The 20054-nt window shown below is 41.5% G+C and carries 19 protein-coding genes and 1 tRNA gene; 5 read left to right on the top strand and 15 right to left on the bottom strand.

The annotated features are described in order from the left end of the window. Positions 1-30 precede the first annotated feature (30 nt). The 4 genes from pyrC (at position 31) to QL898_RS04965 (ending at position 2658) form a co-directional block, all read left to right on the top strand. Positions 31-1101 carry a dihydroorotase gene (gene pyrC / locus QL898_RS04950; RefSeq protein WP_290176005.1) on the top strand — a complete coding sequence of 357 codons (1071 nt, stop codon included), beginning with the start codon at positions 31-33 and terminating at the stop codon, positions 1099-1101. 291 nt (positions 1102-1392) lie between these two features. Then, positions 1393-2052, top strand: a complete 660-nt coding sequence (gene rnt / locus QL898_RS04955) for a ribonuclease T (protein ID WP_290176062.1) — start codon at positions 1393-1395, stop codon at positions 2050-2052. A gap of 280 nt (positions 2053-2332) precedes the next feature. Further along, a complete protein-coding gene (locus tag QL898_RS04960) occupies positions 2333-2530 on the top strand; it encodes a hypothetical protein (protein ID WP_134292217.1) in 198 nt (65 codons plus the stop codon). Positions 2531-2582: 52 nt separating this feature from the next. Then, positions 2583-2658 (top strand) — tRNA-Glu (locus QL898_RS04965). A gap of 240 nt (positions 2659-2898) precedes the next feature. Here the strand turns inward: QL898_RS04965 and QL898_RS04970 are convergent. From QL898_RS04970 to QL898_RS05020, 11 genes are all read right to left on the bottom strand, one after another. After that, on the bottom strand, positions 2899-3507 hold the full coding sequence (locus tag QL898_RS04970) for a BLUF domain-containing protein (protein ID WP_290176006.1): 609 nt from the start codon (positions 3505-3507) through the stop codon (positions 2899-2901). Between the two features lie 427 nt (positions 3508-3934). Then, positions 3935-4663: a 2-C-methyl-D-erythritol 4-phosphate cytidylyltransferase gene (gene ispD / locus QL898_RS04975; RefSeq protein ID WP_290176007.1), complete on the bottom strand. Its 729-nt coding sequence runs from the start codon at positions 4661-4663 to the stop codon at positions 3935-3937. A 167-nt stretch (positions 4664-4830) separates the two neighbouring features. Then, the gene (locus tag QL898_RS04980) at positions 4831-5139 is read right to left on the bottom strand and encodes a septum formation initiator family protein (protein WP_290176008.1); all 309 of its coding nucleotides are present in this window, start codon (positions 5137-5139) and stop codon (positions 4831-4833) included. A gap of 148 nt (positions 5140-5287) precedes the next feature. Continuing rightward, positions 5288-6604 carry a phosphopyruvate hydratase gene (gene eno, locus QL898_RS04985; protein ID WP_290176009.1) on the bottom strand — a complete coding sequence of 439 codons (1317 nt, stop codon included), beginning with the start codon at positions 6602-6604 and terminating at the stop codon, positions 5288-5290. 326 nt (positions 6605-6930) lie between these two features. Further along, positions 6931-9288, bottom strand: coding sequence for a cation-translocating P-type ATPase (locus QL898_RS04990; protein WP_290176010.1), 2358 nt, complete (start codon positions 9286-9288; stop codon positions 6931-6933). A 236-nt stretch (positions 9289-9524) separates the two neighbouring features. Then, positions 9525-9749, bottom strand: coding sequence for a cation transporter (locus QL898_RS04995; RefSeq protein WP_201578727.1), 225 nt, complete (start codon positions 9747-9749; stop codon positions 9525-9527). 254 nt (positions 9750-10003) lie between these two features. Next, positions 10004-10261 (bottom strand): heavy-metal-associated domain-containing protein, encoded by a 258-nt coding sequence (locus QL898_RS05000; protein WP_290176011.1) that lies wholly within the window; start codon positions 10259-10261, stop codon positions 10004-10006. A gap of 27 nt (positions 10262-10288) precedes the next feature. Beyond that, positions 10289-11164, bottom strand: coding sequence for a 3-deoxy-8-phosphooctulonate synthase (gene kdsA, locus QL898_RS05005; protein ID WP_201548207.1), 876 nt, complete (start codon positions 11162-11164; stop codon positions 10289-10291). A gap of 213 nt (positions 11165-11377) precedes the next feature. Next, complete coding sequence (locus QL898_RS05010) at positions 11378-13012, bottom strand: CTP synthase (RefSeq protein ID WP_201548206.1); 1635 nt, start codon at positions 13010-13012, stop codon at positions 11378-11380. Between the two features lie 186 nt (positions 13013-13198). Next, positions 13199-14263 carry a porin gene (locus QL898_RS05015; protein ID WP_290176012.1) on the bottom strand — a complete coding sequence of 355 codons (1065 nt, stop codon included), beginning with the start codon at positions 14261-14263 and terminating at the stop codon, positions 13199-13201. 609 nt (positions 14264-14872) lie between these two features. After that, complete coding sequence (locus QL898_RS05020; protein WP_290176013.1) at positions 14873-17071, bottom strand: malate synthase G; 2199 nt, start codon at positions 17069-17071, stop codon at positions 14873-14875. 550 nt (positions 17072-17621) lie between these two features. On the opposite strand from QL898_RS05020, the gene QL898_RS05025 reads away from it, so the two are divergent. Continuing rightward, positions 17622-18419, top strand: coding sequence for a tRNA-(ms[2]io[6]A)-hydroxylase (locus tag QL898_RS05025; RefSeq protein ID WP_290176014.1), 798 nt, complete (start codon positions 17622-17624; stop codon positions 18417-18419). A 178-nt stretch (positions 18420-18597) separates the two neighbouring features. Here QL898_RS05025 and QL898_RS05030 read toward each other — a convergent pair whose 3' ends face one another. From QL898_RS05030 to QL898_RS05045, 4 genes are all read right to left on the bottom strand, one after another. After that, complete coding sequence (locus QL898_RS05030; RefSeq protein ID WP_290165717.1) at positions 18598-18798, bottom strand: hypothetical protein; 201 nt, start codon at positions 18796-18798, stop codon at positions 18598-18600. A gap of 72 nt (positions 18799-18870) precedes the next feature. Next, a complete protein-coding gene (locus QL898_RS05035) occupies positions 18871-19197 on the bottom strand; it encodes a hypothetical protein (protein ID WP_227679310.1) in 327 nt (108 codons plus the stop codon). Positions 19198-19262: 65 nt separating this feature from the next. After that, positions 19263-19529, bottom strand: coding sequence for a hypothetical protein (locus tag QL898_RS05040; RefSeq protein ID WP_102093062.1), 267 nt, complete (start codon positions 19527-19529; stop codon positions 19263-19265). A gap of 63 nt (positions 19530-19592) precedes the next feature. Beyond that, positions 19593-19763, bottom strand: a complete 171-nt coding sequence (locus tag QL898_RS05045; protein ID WP_185156594.1) for a hypothetical protein — start codon at positions 19761-19763, stop codon at positions 19593-19595. Positions 19764-20054 lie beyond the last annotated feature (291 nt).

A 20054-nucleotide genomic window follows, 5' to 3' on the forward strand; every position in this document is an offset into this window, starting at 1 on the left:
TTATTTGACGATATAGAGCGCTTTGACACTATGACTGATTCGATTAGAGAATTGACCATCCTTCAGCCAGATGATTGGCATATTCATTTGCGTGACGATCTAGCCTTGAGCACGACCGTACCTCATGCAGCAAGCAGCTTCAACCGTGTCATCTGTATGCCAAACCTGGTGCCTCCAGTCAAAAACACGCAGGATGCGATTGCTTACCGCGCACGTATCATGGAGCAATTAGCAGCAAGTAACTTAAGTCTTGAGCGCAAGTCAGCTTTTGATCCGCGTATGACCCTATACTTAACGGATAATACCACTGCCCAAGACATCGAGTTGGCAGCGCAGTCAGGTATCGTACAGGCAGTCAAACTCTACCCTGCAGGAGCAACTACCAACTCCGCAGACGGTGTCACCAATATCAATGCCTGCGTCGATGTCTTTGAAGCATTAGAAAAATATAATTTGCCATTGCTAATCCATGGTGAAGTTACTCAAGACCATATAGATATCTTTGATCGCGAAAAGCGTTTCTTAGATGAAGTGTTGGCACAAATTATCGTGAAATTCCCTACGTTGAAAATAGTAGTAGAGCACATCACTACCAGCGATGCGGCAGATTTTGTATTGTCACAAGGTAACCATGTTGCTGCCACTATTACGCCGCAGCATTTGATGTTTAACCGCAATCATTTATTGGTTGGTGGCATCAAACCACATTTTTATTGCCTACCTATTTTGAAGCGTGAAAGCCACCAAAAAGTGCTATTAGATGTAGCTACTAGTGGTAATCCAAAGTTCTTCTTGGGTACCGACTCTGCGCCACATGCGACAGACAAAAAAGAAGCCGCTTGTGGTTGTGCAGGTTGCTATAGTGCAGCCACGGCGCTGCCTTTATATGCGACCGCCTTTGATAGTGTTGGGAAAATAGATAAGTTAGAAGGCTTTGCCAGTCGTTTTGGCGCTCAGTTCTACGGCTTGCCTCTAAATGAAAGCACTGTCACGCTTGTCAACACACCTATGCAAGTACCGACTGACTATCCTTATTTTGATGGTACATCATTGACGCCCCTAATGGCAGGTGAGACGCTACCTTGGTCGATTAAGGCTTAACGCCCGCAAAGCTTAGCATTCAATAAATGACCTATTATTTTATCCTATGATATTAATGATACCTTTGTAGTAGATGTCTTTGTACTAAAGGTACAGTTAGTATCATAGGATGCTTATTTCTTATTCAATATATTAGTACGACTGATAAAAGTGATTTAACTTTATATGACCAATCAAAACATAGCGACCTTGCCTGACGAAGACTTATCAAACCCTAAACCTGCTAGTCTTGATGCTACTCTAAGCAATTCCCCGAAAGATGTAGCTTCAGCGACAGATGAGCAAGCGCCTATGGCCTTAAAAGACCGCTTTCGCAAGTTCTTGCCTGTCGTCGTCGATGTGGAAACAGCAGGCTTCAACGCCCAGACCGATGCCCTGTTAGAAATTGCCTGTATCCCAGTCTTACTGAATGAGCAAGGTGTATTTTATCCAGGTGAAGCTCTCAACGCTCATATCGAGCCTTTTGAAGGCGCAAACTTAGAGCCAAGTGCGCTTGCCTTTACCGGTATTGACCCTAAAAACCCAATGCGTAAATCTATTGCGGAAGATGAAAAGACAGCATTGCGCCGAATCTTTAAAGGGTTAAAAGACGTACGCCGTGACGAAGAATGCCGTCAATGTGTCTTAATTGGGCACAATGCCCATTTTGACTTGGCTTTTCTGAATGCAGCTGTGCTACGAACCAATAGCAAAAACCACAATCCATTTCATAACTTTTCAGTATTCGATACCGTCACCTTATCAGCATTAGCCTTTGGTCAAACCGTCCTAGCACGCGCTTGTAAAGCAGCAGGATTGGAGTTTGATGGTAAGAATGCTCACTCAGCTCTGTATGACACTCAAAAGACTGCTGAGCTATTTTGCCATATACTAAATAACTACCCTATGTTGGCCAATGCGCTGCATAATGAAGAGGCGAAAGAAGAGTCAACTGATAGCGATAGTAAATAAGTCACATATCCTATATTGCCAATCATACATAATAGTGCTATTTGTAATACTTGATGACTTTGACATCTTGATTTGGCAATCAATAGGGATATGATTGATATCATAATATATAGATGGAACTATTTATTGATGACAGACGTAGTTGTTCTATTGGATATGAATAACTGTCTGATGATAAAATGTCACTCTTAAGCGATATAGTTATATCCTATAGATGGTTTAAGTTGCTCACACTGTCTTGATAGTAAGCATTATCAAGATTAACAGGAGGGACTTTATTATGGATCCACAGCTCAAGTTATGGGGCACCATTCTCGGTTATATGCTGCTCGCACTGACGATTAGTGCCTGTACTTCTTTATGGATTCGCTATCATTTAAAGCGAAATGACCTACATCCACGTCGCGCAATTAAAAAAAGATATTTAATTTTAAAAAGACGTAGAAAAAGGCTTGACAGGAAGCGCCGACGCTATTAAAATACGCACCACTTTAGCATAAATGGTGAAAGCAGTTGAAGTGTTGTTACTAGTCCCCATCGTCTAGAGGCCTAGGACACCGCCCTTTCACGGCGGTAACGGGGGTTCGAATCCCCCTGGGGACGCCACTATTTGGCGTCACTTGTTAGCACTATTGCTTAGCACTAGATTAGACTAACAAGCGTACCACCAAAAACCCAGTTCATAATTTATTATGAACTGGGTTTTTTTATGTCTGTTATTAAAAGCCAACTTATTCTTTTAAATAAAGAAGCCAGCATCACTTGAATGCTGGCTTTTTCTATATGGTTGTCTTATTAATTATAAATATAGCTTGGCTCAATGGGAACCTTATTCATATCTGTCGATTACAGCAGCAACCATAGCAACGTAGCCACTATCATCAATCCCAATATCGTCTGGATTAAAAAGAACGCCTGATGCTGCCCTACAACCTTACTTAAAGTCACCCCTAGCGTACTGTATTTGACAGGAGGCGTATCAACGTTACCTGTTCTCGTTTGCTCTTCATAGTATCCCTGCAATATGTCTAAGAACTTCTGCCACTCATTAGAATCCCACTCATACGGCTTAAATGGCATTAACTTTTTAAGCTCAGGCTCTTTAGTCATCCAACGCTCAAGGGTAATTGAACGTAATGACCAACTGGCAAAACGGCGTTTAGTAATTTCAGAAAAATCTAAAATTTTTAATTCTTTATGTCGATTATCTACCAACAAACGATTTTTTAGGTTTGTTAGTGCCTGCTCTGATCCCTCGACACACTGTAAAAAGTAGCCATTGCCATAGCAAAGAATACCCGTGATATTATCTATTTGGTTGCGTTCAACTGCGGTCTCTGAGATATCATTAAGCGTGCTAGGACTTGAAAGACCAGCAGAGGTAATCCGGCTTATATATACAAGCTGGCAGAGATCTAGCGTTACTGGATTTGTTGAATCGTTGATTGTTGACAATCAGCTTCTCCCTATTATCAGGTAAATGTCGCTAAAACAATCATACTAACTTCAGAAAAAATATAGAGACAACATAACTAAGCGTAATGAATTAGTCTGATATATTATTGATTTTATAAGTTTTTATATTAATTGTATTAAGTTAGTTACATCATAGGTTAGTTTGGTCATTAAAGCAACCTATTACTAGACATAGGCCCGCTTAGACACAAAAAACATATGTAACAACCATACTATATTCCAAAGTAGATTATATATATTCTTGGTATAGGATTTAGTAATAGTTGATTTTTGGATTAATCTTTAAAAATAGTATAGAAAATTTTAACGAGGATATAGTGATTACTGCAGCCCTAATACTTATCATGGCTACTATTAAGTATAAAAGGAGTAAAACTGATACTCGTTAACAGAAGTAGACTTGAGGCTAAGACTGAAGCGCCATAATCGCTGTTAACAGTACCGCATCATCAGGATAAGTCAGTTTTATATTCTGGCGACTACCAGAGACTAAGCGTATTGGTAAACCTAGTTGTTCAAAAGCACTGGCTTCATCTGTGATGCTTAGCTGATGTTCAAACACATGATTTAGAACTTTTTTTAATTGACCTAAGCGGAATACTTGTGGGGTTTGTGCTTGCCACATATTGCTACGATCAATGGTAGATTTGGTATAAGAATGCAAACTACTCTCTTCTGTGGATATAGCTCGCTGATAGGAAGCTTTTAACGTATCGGCCACTGGTGTCGCTAGAATAGCGCCGTAAGGCTCAAACATCGCTGCTTTAATCACTTGATCGATATCTGAACTTGGTACAGCGGGACGTGCTGCATCGTGAATAAGCACCAAATCTGAATCATCAGCACCTGTCAGACTAATTGCTTCCACACCTGCCTGTACTGACTGCCAACGCTCCGCTCCGCCGACTGTATAGCGCACAGGAAGTGCAAAATCTAATTGTTGTGCCGTGCTGTCATCGGCTGATATGACCAATAGACAATTATCAATGTAATCGTTACAAGCAAGTCGTGCCACACTATGCTGCAACAGCGTCTGACCTTTTAGCATTGTATATTGCTTGGCGATAGACGCACCAAAACGGCTGCCGCGACCAGCTGCGACGATCATGGCATGTATATTAAAGGTTGTATTCATAGTAGTGTACTCATGGCTTGAGCCCATGACAGTATATGTAAAGAGGAATAAAGCAGGTGTTAAGTGTGATGAATGTTGTCAGATAACAACATTATGATGATGCATCATGAAAATTAATTCATGTCGTCAAAGCTAGTGTATTTGTGAAAGCTAGTGTATTTATAAAGCTAATAGTTGCTGTGCGTGGTTGGTGCAGTAGATACTTGGACAAAAGTCTCATTGGGTTTGATTAAACCTAAATCTAAGCGAGCATGCTCTTCTACGGCCTCAAGTCCTGTTTTTAAATCTTGAACATCGGTGCGTAGTAAGTTGTTTGCTGCAACTTGATTGTCATTAAAGCGTTGTTGCTCTTCAATTTGAGCTGTTAATTTATTGTGTTCAAAACGACCATTTTCACCCAACCAATACTGATATTGCAATCCTAAAAGCACTGCAACGGCTAAAGCAAGTAGTATAAATTGGCTAAAATATTTCATAAGGTAATAACGCCAAACGATATAAAAAAGATAGTAAAGTCTAAGCTGATTAGGCGATATATAAATGATATATACCGCCTAAATATTGACTTCAGCTGATGAGTCTAGGCTTTTCAACGTATATTACGCTAAAAAGCCAGTTAAACTCTTAGCCACGTAAACCGATAAACTCTTCACGACCACGGTAGCTTGCGCGTACTTGCTGCTCGATACGTAGCAATTGGTTGTACTTCGCTACGCGGTCTGAACGGCATAGTGAGCCAGTTTTGATCTGGCCTGCCGCTGTACCAACTGCCAAGTCTGCAATGGTGCTGTCTTCAGTTTCACCTGAACGATGTGAAATGATGGTTGCATAGCCATTTTTCTTAGCCATATAAATCGCATCTAGCGTTTCTGACAAAGTACCAATTTGATTAAATTTAATCAAAATAGCATTGGCAATATGCTTATCAATACCTTCTTGCAAGATTGCAGGATTGGTTACAAACAAATCATCACCAACCAATTGGACTTTATCGCCAATCTGCTCGGTCAGATATTTCCAGCCATCCCAATCCGACTCATCAAGACCGTCTTCGATAGAGATAATAGGATACTGACGTGCTAGCCCAACTAGATAGTCTGAGAACCCTTGGCTATCAAAGGCTTTATTACCTTCACCTGCCAAAACGTATTGACCGTTTTTGTAAAATTCACTAGCCGCACAATCTAGCGCAAGATGAATATTTTCACCAGCTTTGTAGCCAACTTGCTCAATCGCCTGCATGATAACCGTGATAGCTTCTTCGTTGCTACGTAGGTTCGGTGCAAAACCACCTTCATCACCAACGGCAGTGTTTAGACCTTGTGATTTCAATACTGACTTTAAGCTATGGAAAATCTCTGTACCAGCACGTAGCGCTTCTGAGAAGCTTGTGAAGCCCACAGGCTCAATCATAAACTCTTGGATATCAACTGTGTTGTCCGCGTGCTCACCGCCGTTCAAGATGTTCATCATCGGTACAGGCATGGTCAACGACGTTTGATTACGTAGATTAGCGATGTATTGATGTAATGGCAGATTCTGTGATTTGGCTGCGGCTTTTGCAGTCGCAAGTGACACAGCTAGCATGGCATTGGCGCCCAAGCTTTCTTTGTTTTCTGTACCATCTAGTGCAATCATGGCATCATCAATAGCCTGTTGCTCAGTCACATCTTTGTCAATCAAGGCACTGCGGATTTGACTGTTGACATTAGAAACGGCTTTTTTGACGCCTTTACCCATAAAGCGGGTCTTGTCGCCATCACGTAGCTCAAGCGCTTCACGTGAGCCTGTTGATGCGCCACTTGGAGCAGCAGCACGGCCGACGGTACCGTCAGCTAAAATAACATCAGCTTCGATAGTTGGGTTGCCGCGCGAGTCTAAAATTTCACGAGCGCGAATGTCTTTAATTGCGGTGACGTTGTTGGTTTCTTCAGCGTACATAATGTCTGTTAATTCCTTTGGTCATGCCAAGTTTGTGAGATAAATAACGGCAGCTAGCATACAAAAAAGATAAAGCAAAATATCATATAGCGCATAGTCCTAAAAACCCTTCATACCTTTCTATCTTGTGGCTATCGTTGCCTAACGATTAGAGGTGTATGGAGCAGATTAATAGTCGGCTATAGTGCTTGGCATCATAGCATATATTTTACCAAACTTCCCTTATCTTACACCGACTTGCCGTCATAAAAACAATTCTAGATATACAGATATGCGATGGCTATCTGTTTTATATTTATAAAATACCTAAGCAAATATGATAGCTACTATTTCGCTATGCGTTCTTTATCCGTATGAGAGGTTGATACCGTATTATCTAGCTCAACTTCTGTCTTAAAACGTGTCAATCGTAGCGCATTCATCAAAACTGAGATAGAACTAAGTGCCATAGCTGCCGCCGCAATCATCGGATTCAAAAACCCAAACGCAGCAAGTGGAATCCCAAGACAGTTATAAATAAAGGCAAAAAACAAATTTTGCTTAATATTGCGTAGTGTTGCTTGAGCGATTTTTTGTGCCGCATCGATATGCATGAGCGACTCACCCATTAGACGTGCAGAGGCACTATGCTGAGCGACATCAGTCCCCTCAAACATCGCAAAACTGGCATCAGCAGTGGCCATCGCTGGCGCATCGTTGACGCCGTCTCCTGCCATCGCTACCTTATGACCAGCAGTTTGCAATAATGCAATTTGACTGGCCTTGTCACGCGGGCTCATCTTGCCATAAGCCTTATCAATGCCCAACAGCCCTGCTACATGATCGACGACGGACTGCTTATCACCACTCATCAGAATCACATTAATACCCGCATCTTGTAGTGCAGCGATTGCTTGCGGCGTATCTGCCTTTAAGTCATCAGCTAGGGCAAACGCGCCTAATGGCTCGTCATTAATACTAATCGCAACGGTACTGGCAATTTGCCATACTTTTGGCATAAATCTTGGCAGCGTCAGGTTCGCAAACTCTGCCGTACCCACTTTTATTAATCCAAGCCCTTCGATATTTGCTTGTATACCAGCGCCTTTTATCACACTAATATCAGTCACATTAAATAGATTTAATTGGCGGTCTTTAGCTGTGTTTACCAGAGCAGTTGCTAATGGATGACTGGCGTGCGCCTCGACACTGGCCGCAATCTGCAATACATCGTCCACAGCAAGCGACTTATCCACCATGACATGATCGACGATAGTAGGTTTACCAATAGTCAATGTGCCCGTTTTATCGAGCACTACCGTATCGATATTGCCTGCTGCCTCAAGACTTTGTGCATCCTTGAACCAAACACCATGACGCGCGGCAACACCCATACCAGCCATGATCGCCGCTGGCGTGGCCAAACCAAGCGCACAAGGACAAGCAATGACCAACACCGATACTGCGTGCATTAGTGCAGTATCAACCATACCTGTCAGCCACCATGTGACCCCAAAAGTAACCAACGCAATCGTTACCACTACGGGGACAAAAATAGCCGTTACTCGATCCGCGAGACGCGCTAGATTGGCTTTTGAACCTTGTGCATCACTCAATGCTTGCACCATATCACCCAGCTTAGTATCACTGCCCTTCGCACTGACACGGTATAGCAGACTGCCATTCTCTACCAAGGCACCTGCCAGCAATCCATCGCCTTGTTCTTTTTTGAGAGCTACCGACTCGCCAGTTAAATGACTCTCCACGCACCAGCCGCTGCCTTCTATGACGGTACCATCTGTAGCGACGCGGCTGCCTTGTTTTGCACGTAGGACGTCATCCACTTGCACGTCAGACAACGAAATACGATGAAATTCACCATTTGGCTGCTGCTGCTCTACTTCATCAGGTGTCAATGACAATAATAAATCAATACTGTTTAGGCTGTGCTTCTTGGTACGTTCCTCAAGATATTTACCTGTACGTACAAAGGCAATGACCATCACCCCTGCTTCAAAATATACGGCTGGGCTGTTACTAGCACCGTGTCCGCCCAGATGCCCACTTTGCAAAAGACTGTTTAAAGTACCATCGCCATGCGTGAGCCAAAGATAAGTCGAATACGCCCATATCGTCACTGTACCAATGACCACCAGCACATCCATATTGGCAAGGCCACCTTTTATAGATGCCCATGCGCTCTTATAAAACGGCAACGCCAAACCAAACTGTACTATGGTCGCTAAAATAAATTGCACCCAGACTGGCGGCATCCACGCCATACCAAAACCCGCCAACATACCTACCATACCCACCAAAAATGGCACCAAACAAACCCATAATCCGATCAAACGCCATGGGTATTGAGTGGCGGTATCTTCGTCAGTCTGAGCAAATAAGCTATCGGCTGCCTGCACATTAGCGACAAAGCCTGTTTTATTCACCCACTCCGTCACCTGTTCGGGCGTCGTTTGGGTCGGATCATAATCGACATTGGCAGTCTCGCCAGCAAAACTTACACTTACCTCGTACACCGAAGGCTTTTTGTTAAGCACCTTCTCGATTCTTGAGGCGCAGGCCTGACAAGTCATGCCATCAATCGCCAATTGCAAATGCGCGCGTTGCGGTGTCAGTGGCGTGTTGGACTCAACATCAGTTTCGACATCATAAGACTCATCTTTGGTAGTACGGGTGGTATCGTTCATAAATAAAACTCGTCATGGTACCTATAAATTCGTAGGAACCACGATAAAATATCAGTGGGTTGGTAAAAAATTCAAATAAAGCAATTAGGTTATATCGTATTCAGCATGAGTATTTTAGACAAAGTAGCAATGTATCAAAATATTGAAGCTGAATACTCATAATCGTTAATCATTAAAAAACCAGCTATCATGCTTGTAATAACATGTTAGCTGGTTCTTTACATAGAAGATGAGATTTATGAGTTAGCAACTGTCGCCTCAAATCCCGCATCGTCGATAACTGAAGCAATAGCCTCTGCACTGGTTTTACTATCATCAAAGGTTATCGTCGCTAAGTTGTCAGCGAGATCAACAGTAATAGTCTCTAATCCATCAATATCGGCTGTTGCTGTATGTACGCTTGCTACGCATCCGCCACAGGTCATACCATCAATTTTAATAATACGTGTTTGATCTGCCATATTGGGCTCCTTATTTTTATTAGTAATGAGCAACTCTAATAGTTATTCTGTTAATAATAACTTTGATATTTTTTAAGTTATCAAAGTAAGAGCACCTATCAAAGCTACATTAAATAAGCATAAGCCCTATTATCCTCGACAACAAGGCCGTTTGGTTGTTGCTTTATTAACGAGATGCTATTAACAAGACAGCAACTTATTAATAAAAACGTAAAAGAGCGCATCGACAAATTTATAGCAATAGCTATTTGTAATTATAAATCGTTATGGTGCGGGTTCTGCGGTGAATCGATCGGAAATGGCTGAGTCACATAGTCCACCATACTAATCGCTGCTGTTAAGGCATGGATACTAGTATCTGTATCATCATAGCTCACCGTTGCGACATTATGCTTAGGATCCAAATTAATAGCCGTCACGCCTGAGATATTCTTAAGCACAATCATTACGCTATCTAAGCCCTTTGCATCATCGATATTTTCGATGCTTACTTGCGCCATCTGAATTGCCATTGTATAGCCCTCTTATTACGTACCGTATCAATGAGTATCCAATACTTCAAAACCTTTGACCAAATCATCAATTTGCTTAAGCTGACGTAAGAAAGGCTCTAGTTGGCTCATACGCAGCGCACATGGACCATCACATTTTGCAGTTTCTGGGTTTGGATGCGCTTCTAAAAATAACCCTGCCAATCCTGTAGCCATACCTGCACGGGCAAGCGTTGTAATCTGCTCACGACGTCCACCAGCGCTATCACTACGTGCACCTGGCTGCTGTAAGCTATGCGTCACGTCAAAGAATACCGGTATATCCATCTGCTTCATAGTATCAAAACCAAGCATATCCACGACCAAATTATTATAGCCAAAAGCACTACCACGCTCACAAAGTATCAATTTATCATTACCACCCTCTAGGCACTTATTAACGATATGACGCATCTCGTGAGGGGCCAAAAACTGCGCCTTTTTGATATTAATAATGGCATCTGTTTTTGCCATCGCATGCACTAAATCTGTCTGACGCGACAAAAATGCAGGTAACTGAATAATATCAGCCACTTCAGCAACTGGTGCTGCTTGATGTGGCTCATGCACATCAGTGATAATCGGTACTTGGAATTTTTCTTTGATCTGACCTAGCCAATCGATACCCTCCTCTAAACCGGGCCCACGATACGAATGCAAACTTGAGCGGTTGGCTTTATCAAAGCTTGCTTTAAAAACATAGCCGATACCCAAGCGCTGGCAAATATCAACATACTGCTCAGCAATCTCAAATGCCAATTCTTTAGACTCTAAAACATTCATACCACCGAACAATACAAAAGGCTGATCGTTACCAATATTAATCGTATCGTTGTTAGGAGTATTGAGCGTGATATGTGATTGGGCGGTCAATAAGTTTTCCATGAAGCCATTACCTCTAATTTTGTTATTAATATCTCTATCCCATATTGTAACCGATAGGCTGATTAAAAAAAGTATGCAAGCGTAATTAGACATCATTAGTAAAAATGATTTTGGCTAATAACAACAAACAGCCTGAATTAAACAAAAAAAGACCAATCCGGAGATTAGTCTTTTTTATAATAAACGCTTTCAATATACATTACATTCTGAGAGCTATTTTGATTCGTTGTGGTTCTTAGCCGCTTTTACAAAGCTATTAAACAATGGATGACCACCGCGTGGTGAGCTAGTGAACTCTGGATGGAACTGTACAGCAACAAACCACGGATGCTCAGAGATCTCTACCGACTCTACCAAATGCTGCTTGGCAGAATAACCAGAGATGGTCATACCTGCTTGCTCTAGTGGCTCGATATAACGGTTATTCATCTCATAGCGATGGCGATGACGCTCAGTGATATTGCTTGCACCGTAAATTTGGCTTAGCTTACTACCAGAAACCAGCTCTGCTTGCTGTGCGCCTAGACGCATCGTGCCACCCAAATCTGAATCATCACTACGAATCTGTAGCTCGCCGCGCTCATCTAACCACTCAGTGATCAGACCAATGATAGGCTCAGCTGTCTTACGATCAAACTCAGAAGAGTTGGCATTAATGTTAAGTACGTTACGCGCATACTCAATCACAGCCAACTGCATACCAAGGCAAATGCCTAGATACGGAACGTTGTTTTCACGAGCATAAGTGATGGCTTTTATCTTGCCCATCGTACCGCGCTCACCGAAACCGCCTGGTACTAAGATAGCATCAGCATCGTTTAGCTGCGCAAGTAAAGTATCGTCATCTTCTAGACGTTCAGCATCGATGTAATCAATCTTCACGTCTACTTTATGAGTGATACCTGCGTGAAGCAATGCTTCGTTAATAGATTTATAAGCATCTGGAAGCTCAACATATTTGCCGACCATTGCAACAGTCACTGTTCCTTCTGGATTCAACTGAGCTTCAACCACTTTATCCCAATCGCTCAAATCAGCTTCAGGCACATCAAGACCGAAACGCTCACAAATTAGATCATCAAGATCTTGCTCGTGTAGTGTGCGCGGTATCTGATAGATACTTTGTGCATCTTCACACATGATGACCGCACGCTCTTCAACGTTGGTGAATAGCGCAATCTTACGACGATTATCTTGTGAGATATGATGATCAGAGCGGCAGATTAAGATATCAGGCTGTAGGCCAATAGAGCGCAGCTCTTTCACTGAATGCTGCGTTGGCTTAGTTTTGGTCTCACCCGCACTAGCAATATACGGTACTAAAGTAAGATGCATTAGCATGGCTCTATTACGGCCAAGCTCTACTTGCATCTGACGTACGGCTTCCATAAACGGAAGTGATTCGATATCACCAACGGTACCGCCAATTTCGATAATAGCGATATCATACCCTTCGCCACTGGCAAGGATTTTGTTTTTGATTTCATCAGTAATATGCGGAATAACCTGTACCGTACCGCCAAGGTATTCACCACGGCGTTCTTTATTTAAAACATTTTGATAAATACGGCCACTGGTGAAGTTATTACTTTTACTCATCTTTGAGTGACGCAAGAAGCGCTCATAATAGCCCAGATCTAAATCGGTCTCTGCGCCATCTTCAGTGACGAATACTTCACCATGCTGAAACGGACTCATCGTACCTGGATCGACGTTAATATACGGATCCATTTTGGTCATCGTGACAGTCACGCCACGTGCTTCTAAGACCGCAGCAAGAGAAGCGGCGGTGATACCTTTTCCTAGTGAGGACACTACCCCACCGGTCACAAATATAAACTTGGTCATAGTACTCATCAACAATTGGTAAAGAAGGATTTTACTAAAAATACGCCATAAAATATAGGGCAAAAATGCAAACTGTCTGAAACTCTTGTTTTCTACCTCAGCGGTAGACTTTTGTCACAAATAATACATACAACAAAAAAACTCACCCCGAAGGATGAGTTTTTTGGCGTCAAATTCTAGTTGTTACTAGAATAAGTATTCTAGACCGCCACCAACTACTACTACATCAACATCACCTTTACCGCCTACATAAGGCTTATCGTCTGTACCTGTAGGTTGGACGTTTTCAGCTTTGTTCATACCCGCATAAGCATGAGCGATGATGTTGTCTTTGAAGAAGTATTTACCCCCGACCACTATTTGGTCTGAATCAGCGTTGTCGACGCCATCTAGGTTCGAGGTATTGTTGTACTGAGTATAGATGGTTGCTGGACGAGCAAAGTTGGCTAAACCCATTGCTGCACTAAGAACAAAACCTTTCTCTTTTTCGGTATCACCCTCGTAGTCAAAATCTGCTACTTGATACAATGCACCTAAAGTAATAGGAGCGGCCATGTATTTACCTAGATCGACAGTTGCTGTACCACGGATGATATCACCATCGATGTTTTGATCTTTATCATATGCCACACCAGCAGTAAAGCCAGTACCTTGATCAAACATCAATGATGCACCAAAACCGTCATCACTATTGCCATTGTCTTCATCAGAGCTGTACATGAGAGCAAGCGCTAACGGTAGGTTGTTGTATTTAGGTGCTTTCCAGATAATAGAGCTAGCGATACGGCCACTGTCTGCCATATTCAAACCACCTTGCTCTTCATTTGACTCAAGCTTGTTGCCACCTAGGTTATCCCAATAACCATCGTTAACGATTACGTTGTTTACATAATCCAAAGTAGATTGGTTTTTACCAGCACGGATCTCACCAAAGTTTTTGTTAACGACACCAAGATATGTATCACGGTTTTTAAAACCATCTTCATCACCATCAACATAAGTACCATACTCTAGCTGATAGATAACGTCAGTGTTAGCAGTTAGAGCTTCAGAGCCTCTGATACCAATACGTGAAGAGTTAGAGTTGATTTCTACAGTATCTTCATCGCGATCATTCGCGCTACCAACTGCATCAAATTCAGCATTTACATAATCAGCAGTAACGAATGCTTTACCGTATAGAGTTGGCGCTGCATTTGCTGCAGATACAGATAGGGCTGCGATTGCTGTAGCTAAAAGTAGTTTTTTCATGGGGTATCTCCACTTTACAATTGTAGTAATGAGCAAGCTATGATTAGCTGGCGCCCATAATGGTATCGTCACAAATCCTCAAAGATATAATGTGTAACTGGCTACCGAGATTAGTCAGAAACAAGTGTGGCGAAGTTCTATTACAGTAAGATGAAAAAAACCATGATTTACATAACTGGGATTAAAAAAGTAACTGCCATGTAATCTTTAGTTTTTATCCTTCCATTGCGTAACATCCGTTACCAAACTCATACTTCGAGTACAAGCATAACAACTTTGACATAATTTGCAACATATTTTTTTGCCTTTTCGATACATCTATTATCAAATAATAGACCCTTCATTTTATTTGAACGATTGTTAAAAAACTTCCGCTTACTCAATTAGATACGAATAATATTGGTTAATATGATTACTAATATTCTTAAATTTTTATAATAAACATCGAATAATAGTCCAAAATAAAGCGCTATTTACTAAAAATAAATAGCGCTAATTAAGAAGTTAATAATCTATTTGAGCAAATTTATCAGTTACAAACGAGCAAGACTGACTGGCATACTTGCTCATCAAGTATGCTCAAATACCTGTCATATTTAGTCTATTGTTCTAAGCGTTTGCTTTAAGATCCAAACGTGCTTGATGCAACAATGGCTCAGTATAACCACTAGGCTGTGCGCGTCCTTTGAAGACTAAATCACAGGCGGCTTTGAATGCATAAGAGCTATCGAAGTTATCTGCCATTGATTGATAGTCATCATCGCCTGCATTTTGCTCATCGACGACCTTGGCCATGCGTTTCATCGTATCCATCACTTGCTGCTCACTAACCACGCCATGATGCAACCAGTTAGCAATATGTTGGCTTGAGATACGCAAAGTAGCACGATCTTCCATGAGACCGACATCATTGATATCAGGCACCTTGGAGCAACCAACGCCTTGATTTACCCAGCGTACGACATAACCCAAGATACCTTGAGCATTGTTTTCAAGCTCTTGCTGCTTTTCTTCGTCAGTCCAGTCGGTATTTTTTGCTAATGGGATGGTCAAGATGTCGTCCAAGCTAGCGCGCTCGCGTGATTTTAGCGTGTCTTGTACATCAGCTACGCTCACTTGATGATAGTGTATGCTATGCAAGGTAGCGCCCGTTGGTGATGGTACCCACGCAGTGCTAGCACCAGACTTAGGATGAGCAGCCTTAGTATCCATCATCTCTTTCATTTCATCAGGCTTAGCCCACATACCCTTACCAATTTGCGCGCGACCTTGTAGGCCTGTCTCTAGACCGATATCAACGTTCCACTGCTCGTAAGCAGGCTGCCATGCTTGCGATTTCATCTCGCCTTTTGGTACAAATGGACCTGCATTCATGCTGGTATGCATCTCATCACCAGTACGGTCTAAGAAACCTGTGTTAATAAAGATAACACGCTCTTTAGCTTGGCGGATAGCTTCTTTTAAGTTGACCGTCATACGACGCTCTTCATCCATGATGCCGATTTTTAGCGTATTGCGCTCTAGACCTAACAGGTCTTCTGACGCATTAAATAAGTCATTGGCCATTTTCACTTCTTCAGGACCATGCATTTTTGGCTTCACGATATACATTGAGCCTTGACGCGAGTTTGATAGCTCGTTTTTGCCTTTGATATCATTAAGTGATAACAATGGCGTGATTAAACCATCCATTAAGCCTTCAAATATTTGCTCTTGGCCCTCGCCTAGATCGACTAAGATGGCAGGGTTCTGCATTAAGTGACCGACGTTACGAATCAACAATAGCGAACGACCTGGCAAGATCAGCTTGCCACCATCTGGCGTGTTATATTCACGATCTGGATTTTGCTTACGCGTACGCGTTTTGCCACCCTTTTCAAAGGTTTCCTGTAGGTCGCTATTCATCAAGCCAAGCCAGTTACGATAGACTTCGACTTTTTCTTCTGCATCTACCGCAGCGACTGAGTCTTCACAATCCTGAATGGCTGTCATAGCCGACTCAAGCAGTACGTCCTTGATGTTTGCTGGATCGTCTTTACCCACTGGATGATTACTATCGATTTGAATCTCAGCATGCAAGCCGTTGTTCTTTAACAGTACACCTGTAGGAGCTTCAGCGTCACCGACAAAACCGACAAACTTAGCCGTATCTTTTAGCTCAGTACTGCTATCACCTTGTACGACTTCAAGCTTGCCATCGACTACTTTAAAGCCAGTCACATCATTGTAAGAGCCGGATGCTAGTGTAAAGTGCTCATCTAAGAACGCTTTAGCGTAAGCGACAACAGCAGCGCCGCGAGTAGGATTATAGCTACCACCCGCTTCTTGACCATTATCACTGCTGATAACATCGGTACCATACAAAGCATCGTATAAGCTACCCCAACGTGCGTTGGTCGCATTAAGCGCATAACGAGCATTACGAACTGGTACGACTAGCTGCGGCCCTGCGATGTGCGCGATTTCGTCATCGACGTTTTTGGTATCAACCGTGAATGCTTCGCCTTCAGGTAGCAAATAACCAATTTCTTGTAAAAATGTCTTATAAGCTGGATAGTCGATTTCGCCATCTTTTGCAGGATTATCTAGATGCCATTGGTCAATCTGTGCTTGAATCTTGTCACGAGTTTCCAATAGTGCTTTATTGCGCGGGGTAAACTCTTTAATAACCTTTTCGAAACCTGACCAATAATCGTCTGAATCCACACCGACTTTCGGTAATACTTCGTTTTCAATAAAGTCATATAACTGCTGATCGATGGCAAGACTGCCTTTTTGAATACGATTGGTGTTAGAAGACTGGCTCATATTGTTATCCTTATCTGTTCGTGAGGGGTACTAATACTGAGTTGTGACAGTAACTGTTTAAGATTTTTTAATCTTGTGAGGTTTAAAAGTTCATATTTCATTCATTGTGGAATCTTTGATTCTCTAATTTTTCTAAGAAGATATATCTACAAATTTGATGTTCTAGTAAAAGGCAATCTATTGATATTAGACTTACTCTTTACTAATAGTGAATCATAAAAATAAGACGAAATGCTTAAAGAGCAAAATCTCATCCTACTATCAAATAATAAAATTAACAAGGAAACACCATTCACTAAGTAAATACTTAGGCTGTTTAATAATGATAATGTATAAGTGGCCTGCTCTAGGAGCTATAATCATTATCTGGGAATTAGATGCAGCAACGTTATTATAAACAGTAAGTAATCATTGATATCTTTAATTATGCTTAATCGTTATCTATTAATAAACACTTATTGATGACTGTCAGTTATTTAGCATCGTATCTAGGTCAGACTAACGATATAATTACTCATATCACCATTCATAAATAAAGCTTCCTTAAACTATGACTATCAATCAACAAGACCTCGCAACATTCCAATCAACAGCAAATACTATAGATAACGATAGTATCGAAAAAAAATCTGTCGAAGAAAATATTTCTCAAACTGTAAATAATAGTACTAGAACAGATTTAATCGAAAAAGAGCTGCCTGAAGAAGACAGTGTCGATATTACGCATCTACGTACTCCTATAAAGGTAGACTTATCTCCTGTTTATAATTTCTTAGGTGCTCGAACCACGCAATCTTGGGTAAATGCTGCGATTGAAAACCTACCTATGATTATTCAAGACCATGCCAATTGCGAAAAAAAGGCCGCTGGCACTGCCATGAATTTGATATTTCGTTATGAGTTCTCGTATGACTTGCAGCGTAAACTCGCACAGCTAATACGTGAAGAGATGCTGCACTACGAGCAAGTGTTGGGCATCATGAATGAGCGTGGGCAGGAATGGAAATATCTAAGTGCTGGACGCTATGCTAAAGGTATGTTGAAGCATAAGCGCACTTACGAGCCAGCAGCGATGGTTGATGTATTGATAATTGGGGCATTTATTGAGGCACGCTCTTGTGAGCGTTTTGCCGCGTTGGCCGAAGTCATCGACGATGAGCGTTTAGCGAAGTATTATCGTTATCTACTCAAGTCAGAGAGCCGTCATTTTGAAGATTATCTTGCACTCGCTCAATCATTATCAGATGAGAATATCGATGAGCGAGTTGCTTTCTTTAAGGAAGTAGAGGCTGAATTAATAAGTAGCCCAGATGCTGAGCTACGTTTTCATAGTGGTACACCTGCTTAAAGCCCACGCCTTACCTAAACCTGTTACCTATATAATGTAGAAAGTAAAAATGTAGGAAGCAAAAAAAGGCACTGTGTTTGATACGAGTTATATACTCTTACCAAACACAGTGCCTTTTTATCTATATACAAATGCCTAGTTATGTACAAATACTAATAGCTACCGATATCCTGGAATTTTACTTGTCATCTTCCATCAATGGACTGTCATACTGTTTGTTACTCTTAGCGACATTATGCGGATCATGATCTTCTGTAGCCTTTTCTGCTGCGGCTGGATTTGCTTTTTGTAATGCATCATCAGGAACAATACCATTATTGTCATCTGCATCTTTCAAATTATGATCACTATTGACGCTTTCGTTATGTGAGTTATTCATTGGTACTCCCTACTATGATAATTACTCGTCTAACCCAAGAAACACTATATATCTTTTGAGATTTAAACCCATTTAGTCTTTCTCATCAGGATTTAAGATACGGGTTTGTGCGTTATCAATATTGGCATAACGATTTAAATCATTAATACCCTCACTCTTTGGTGCTGCACTACCGACAGTATCTTCATTAATATTATCGTCAAATGCAGTACTTCCTTCTTGATCACGGCGATCTGGTTGGCGCGCTGGATTGTCATTATCATTTACGTGTTCTGAGTCGACCACAGATTCATCAAAAGTATCAGTTCCTTTGTTCTCAGTGGTATTTTTCTCAATTGCATTATGATCGTCAGATCCTAGTATCTTTGCCTTGTCTATTGCTGAGTCTTTGGCTTGCATTATCATATCCTCTTTTATATTTATAATTTTATCAATTTGGTTAGCCCGCTGTTATCTATAGTCCTTTACTCGTTACCTTTTTGGCTCAAGTCGTAGGCACTTAGTTCTGCTGCGTTCTTGCCACCAGCTGGAAGATTCTCTTCTTTACGTGGATCAGCATAAACTTCGTCGGTCTCTTGTGAGTCTTGCTCAGGGCCATCGATTTCAGGCTTGTGCTTGCGCCCTGCATAGCTATCTTTAGGGTTTTCTAACTCATTAGCAGCAGGGTCATCCACGATTACCTTTTCTTCTGTTTCCGTTGCTACTGGTGTTACTGGTTCTTGCATAGTCATGGCGTATCCCTCGCTTTATTATTTGTTATTATTAATTCGATGTTTGATGTTTGATGTCGTAGATTACTTATCAGTACGTAGATCATCATCGATAAAAGGCGTTTGCTCTTCTTCGCTTAATGATTCAGGAGCATCAACCTTTTTATTCTCTGCTAAGTTCTTCTCAACTTCCTGACCATTTACCTGTTCTGCAGCTTGCTTGATATCTGAATTGTCATCGTTAGTAGTACTCATGATTTATTTCCTATTCTTATGATTTGATTACATGGTTTTGAACTTGTACCAACGCTCAAATAAGTAGCCAATACTTATCAAGTAGCGTCAGAATTGATATTAATTATAGGTATGACCTTGGGTAATGCACCAGTGTACTGCCGTATCAATATGTGAATAATTGTGAGGTTGCAAGTCAGTTTGTAACTTTTGCAATTGATGAGCATAAAAAAACCAAGCACCAGTATTTACCAGTGCTTGGTCAGATAGATAACTGAATAGTCGAATAGCTGATTATTGCCTAAAGGTATC

This window comes from Psychrobacter sp. APC 3279 (genome assembly GCF_030407795.1).
Classification (GTDB): Bacteria; Pseudomonadota; Gammaproteobacteria; order Pseudomonadales; family Moraxellaceae; genus Psychrobacter.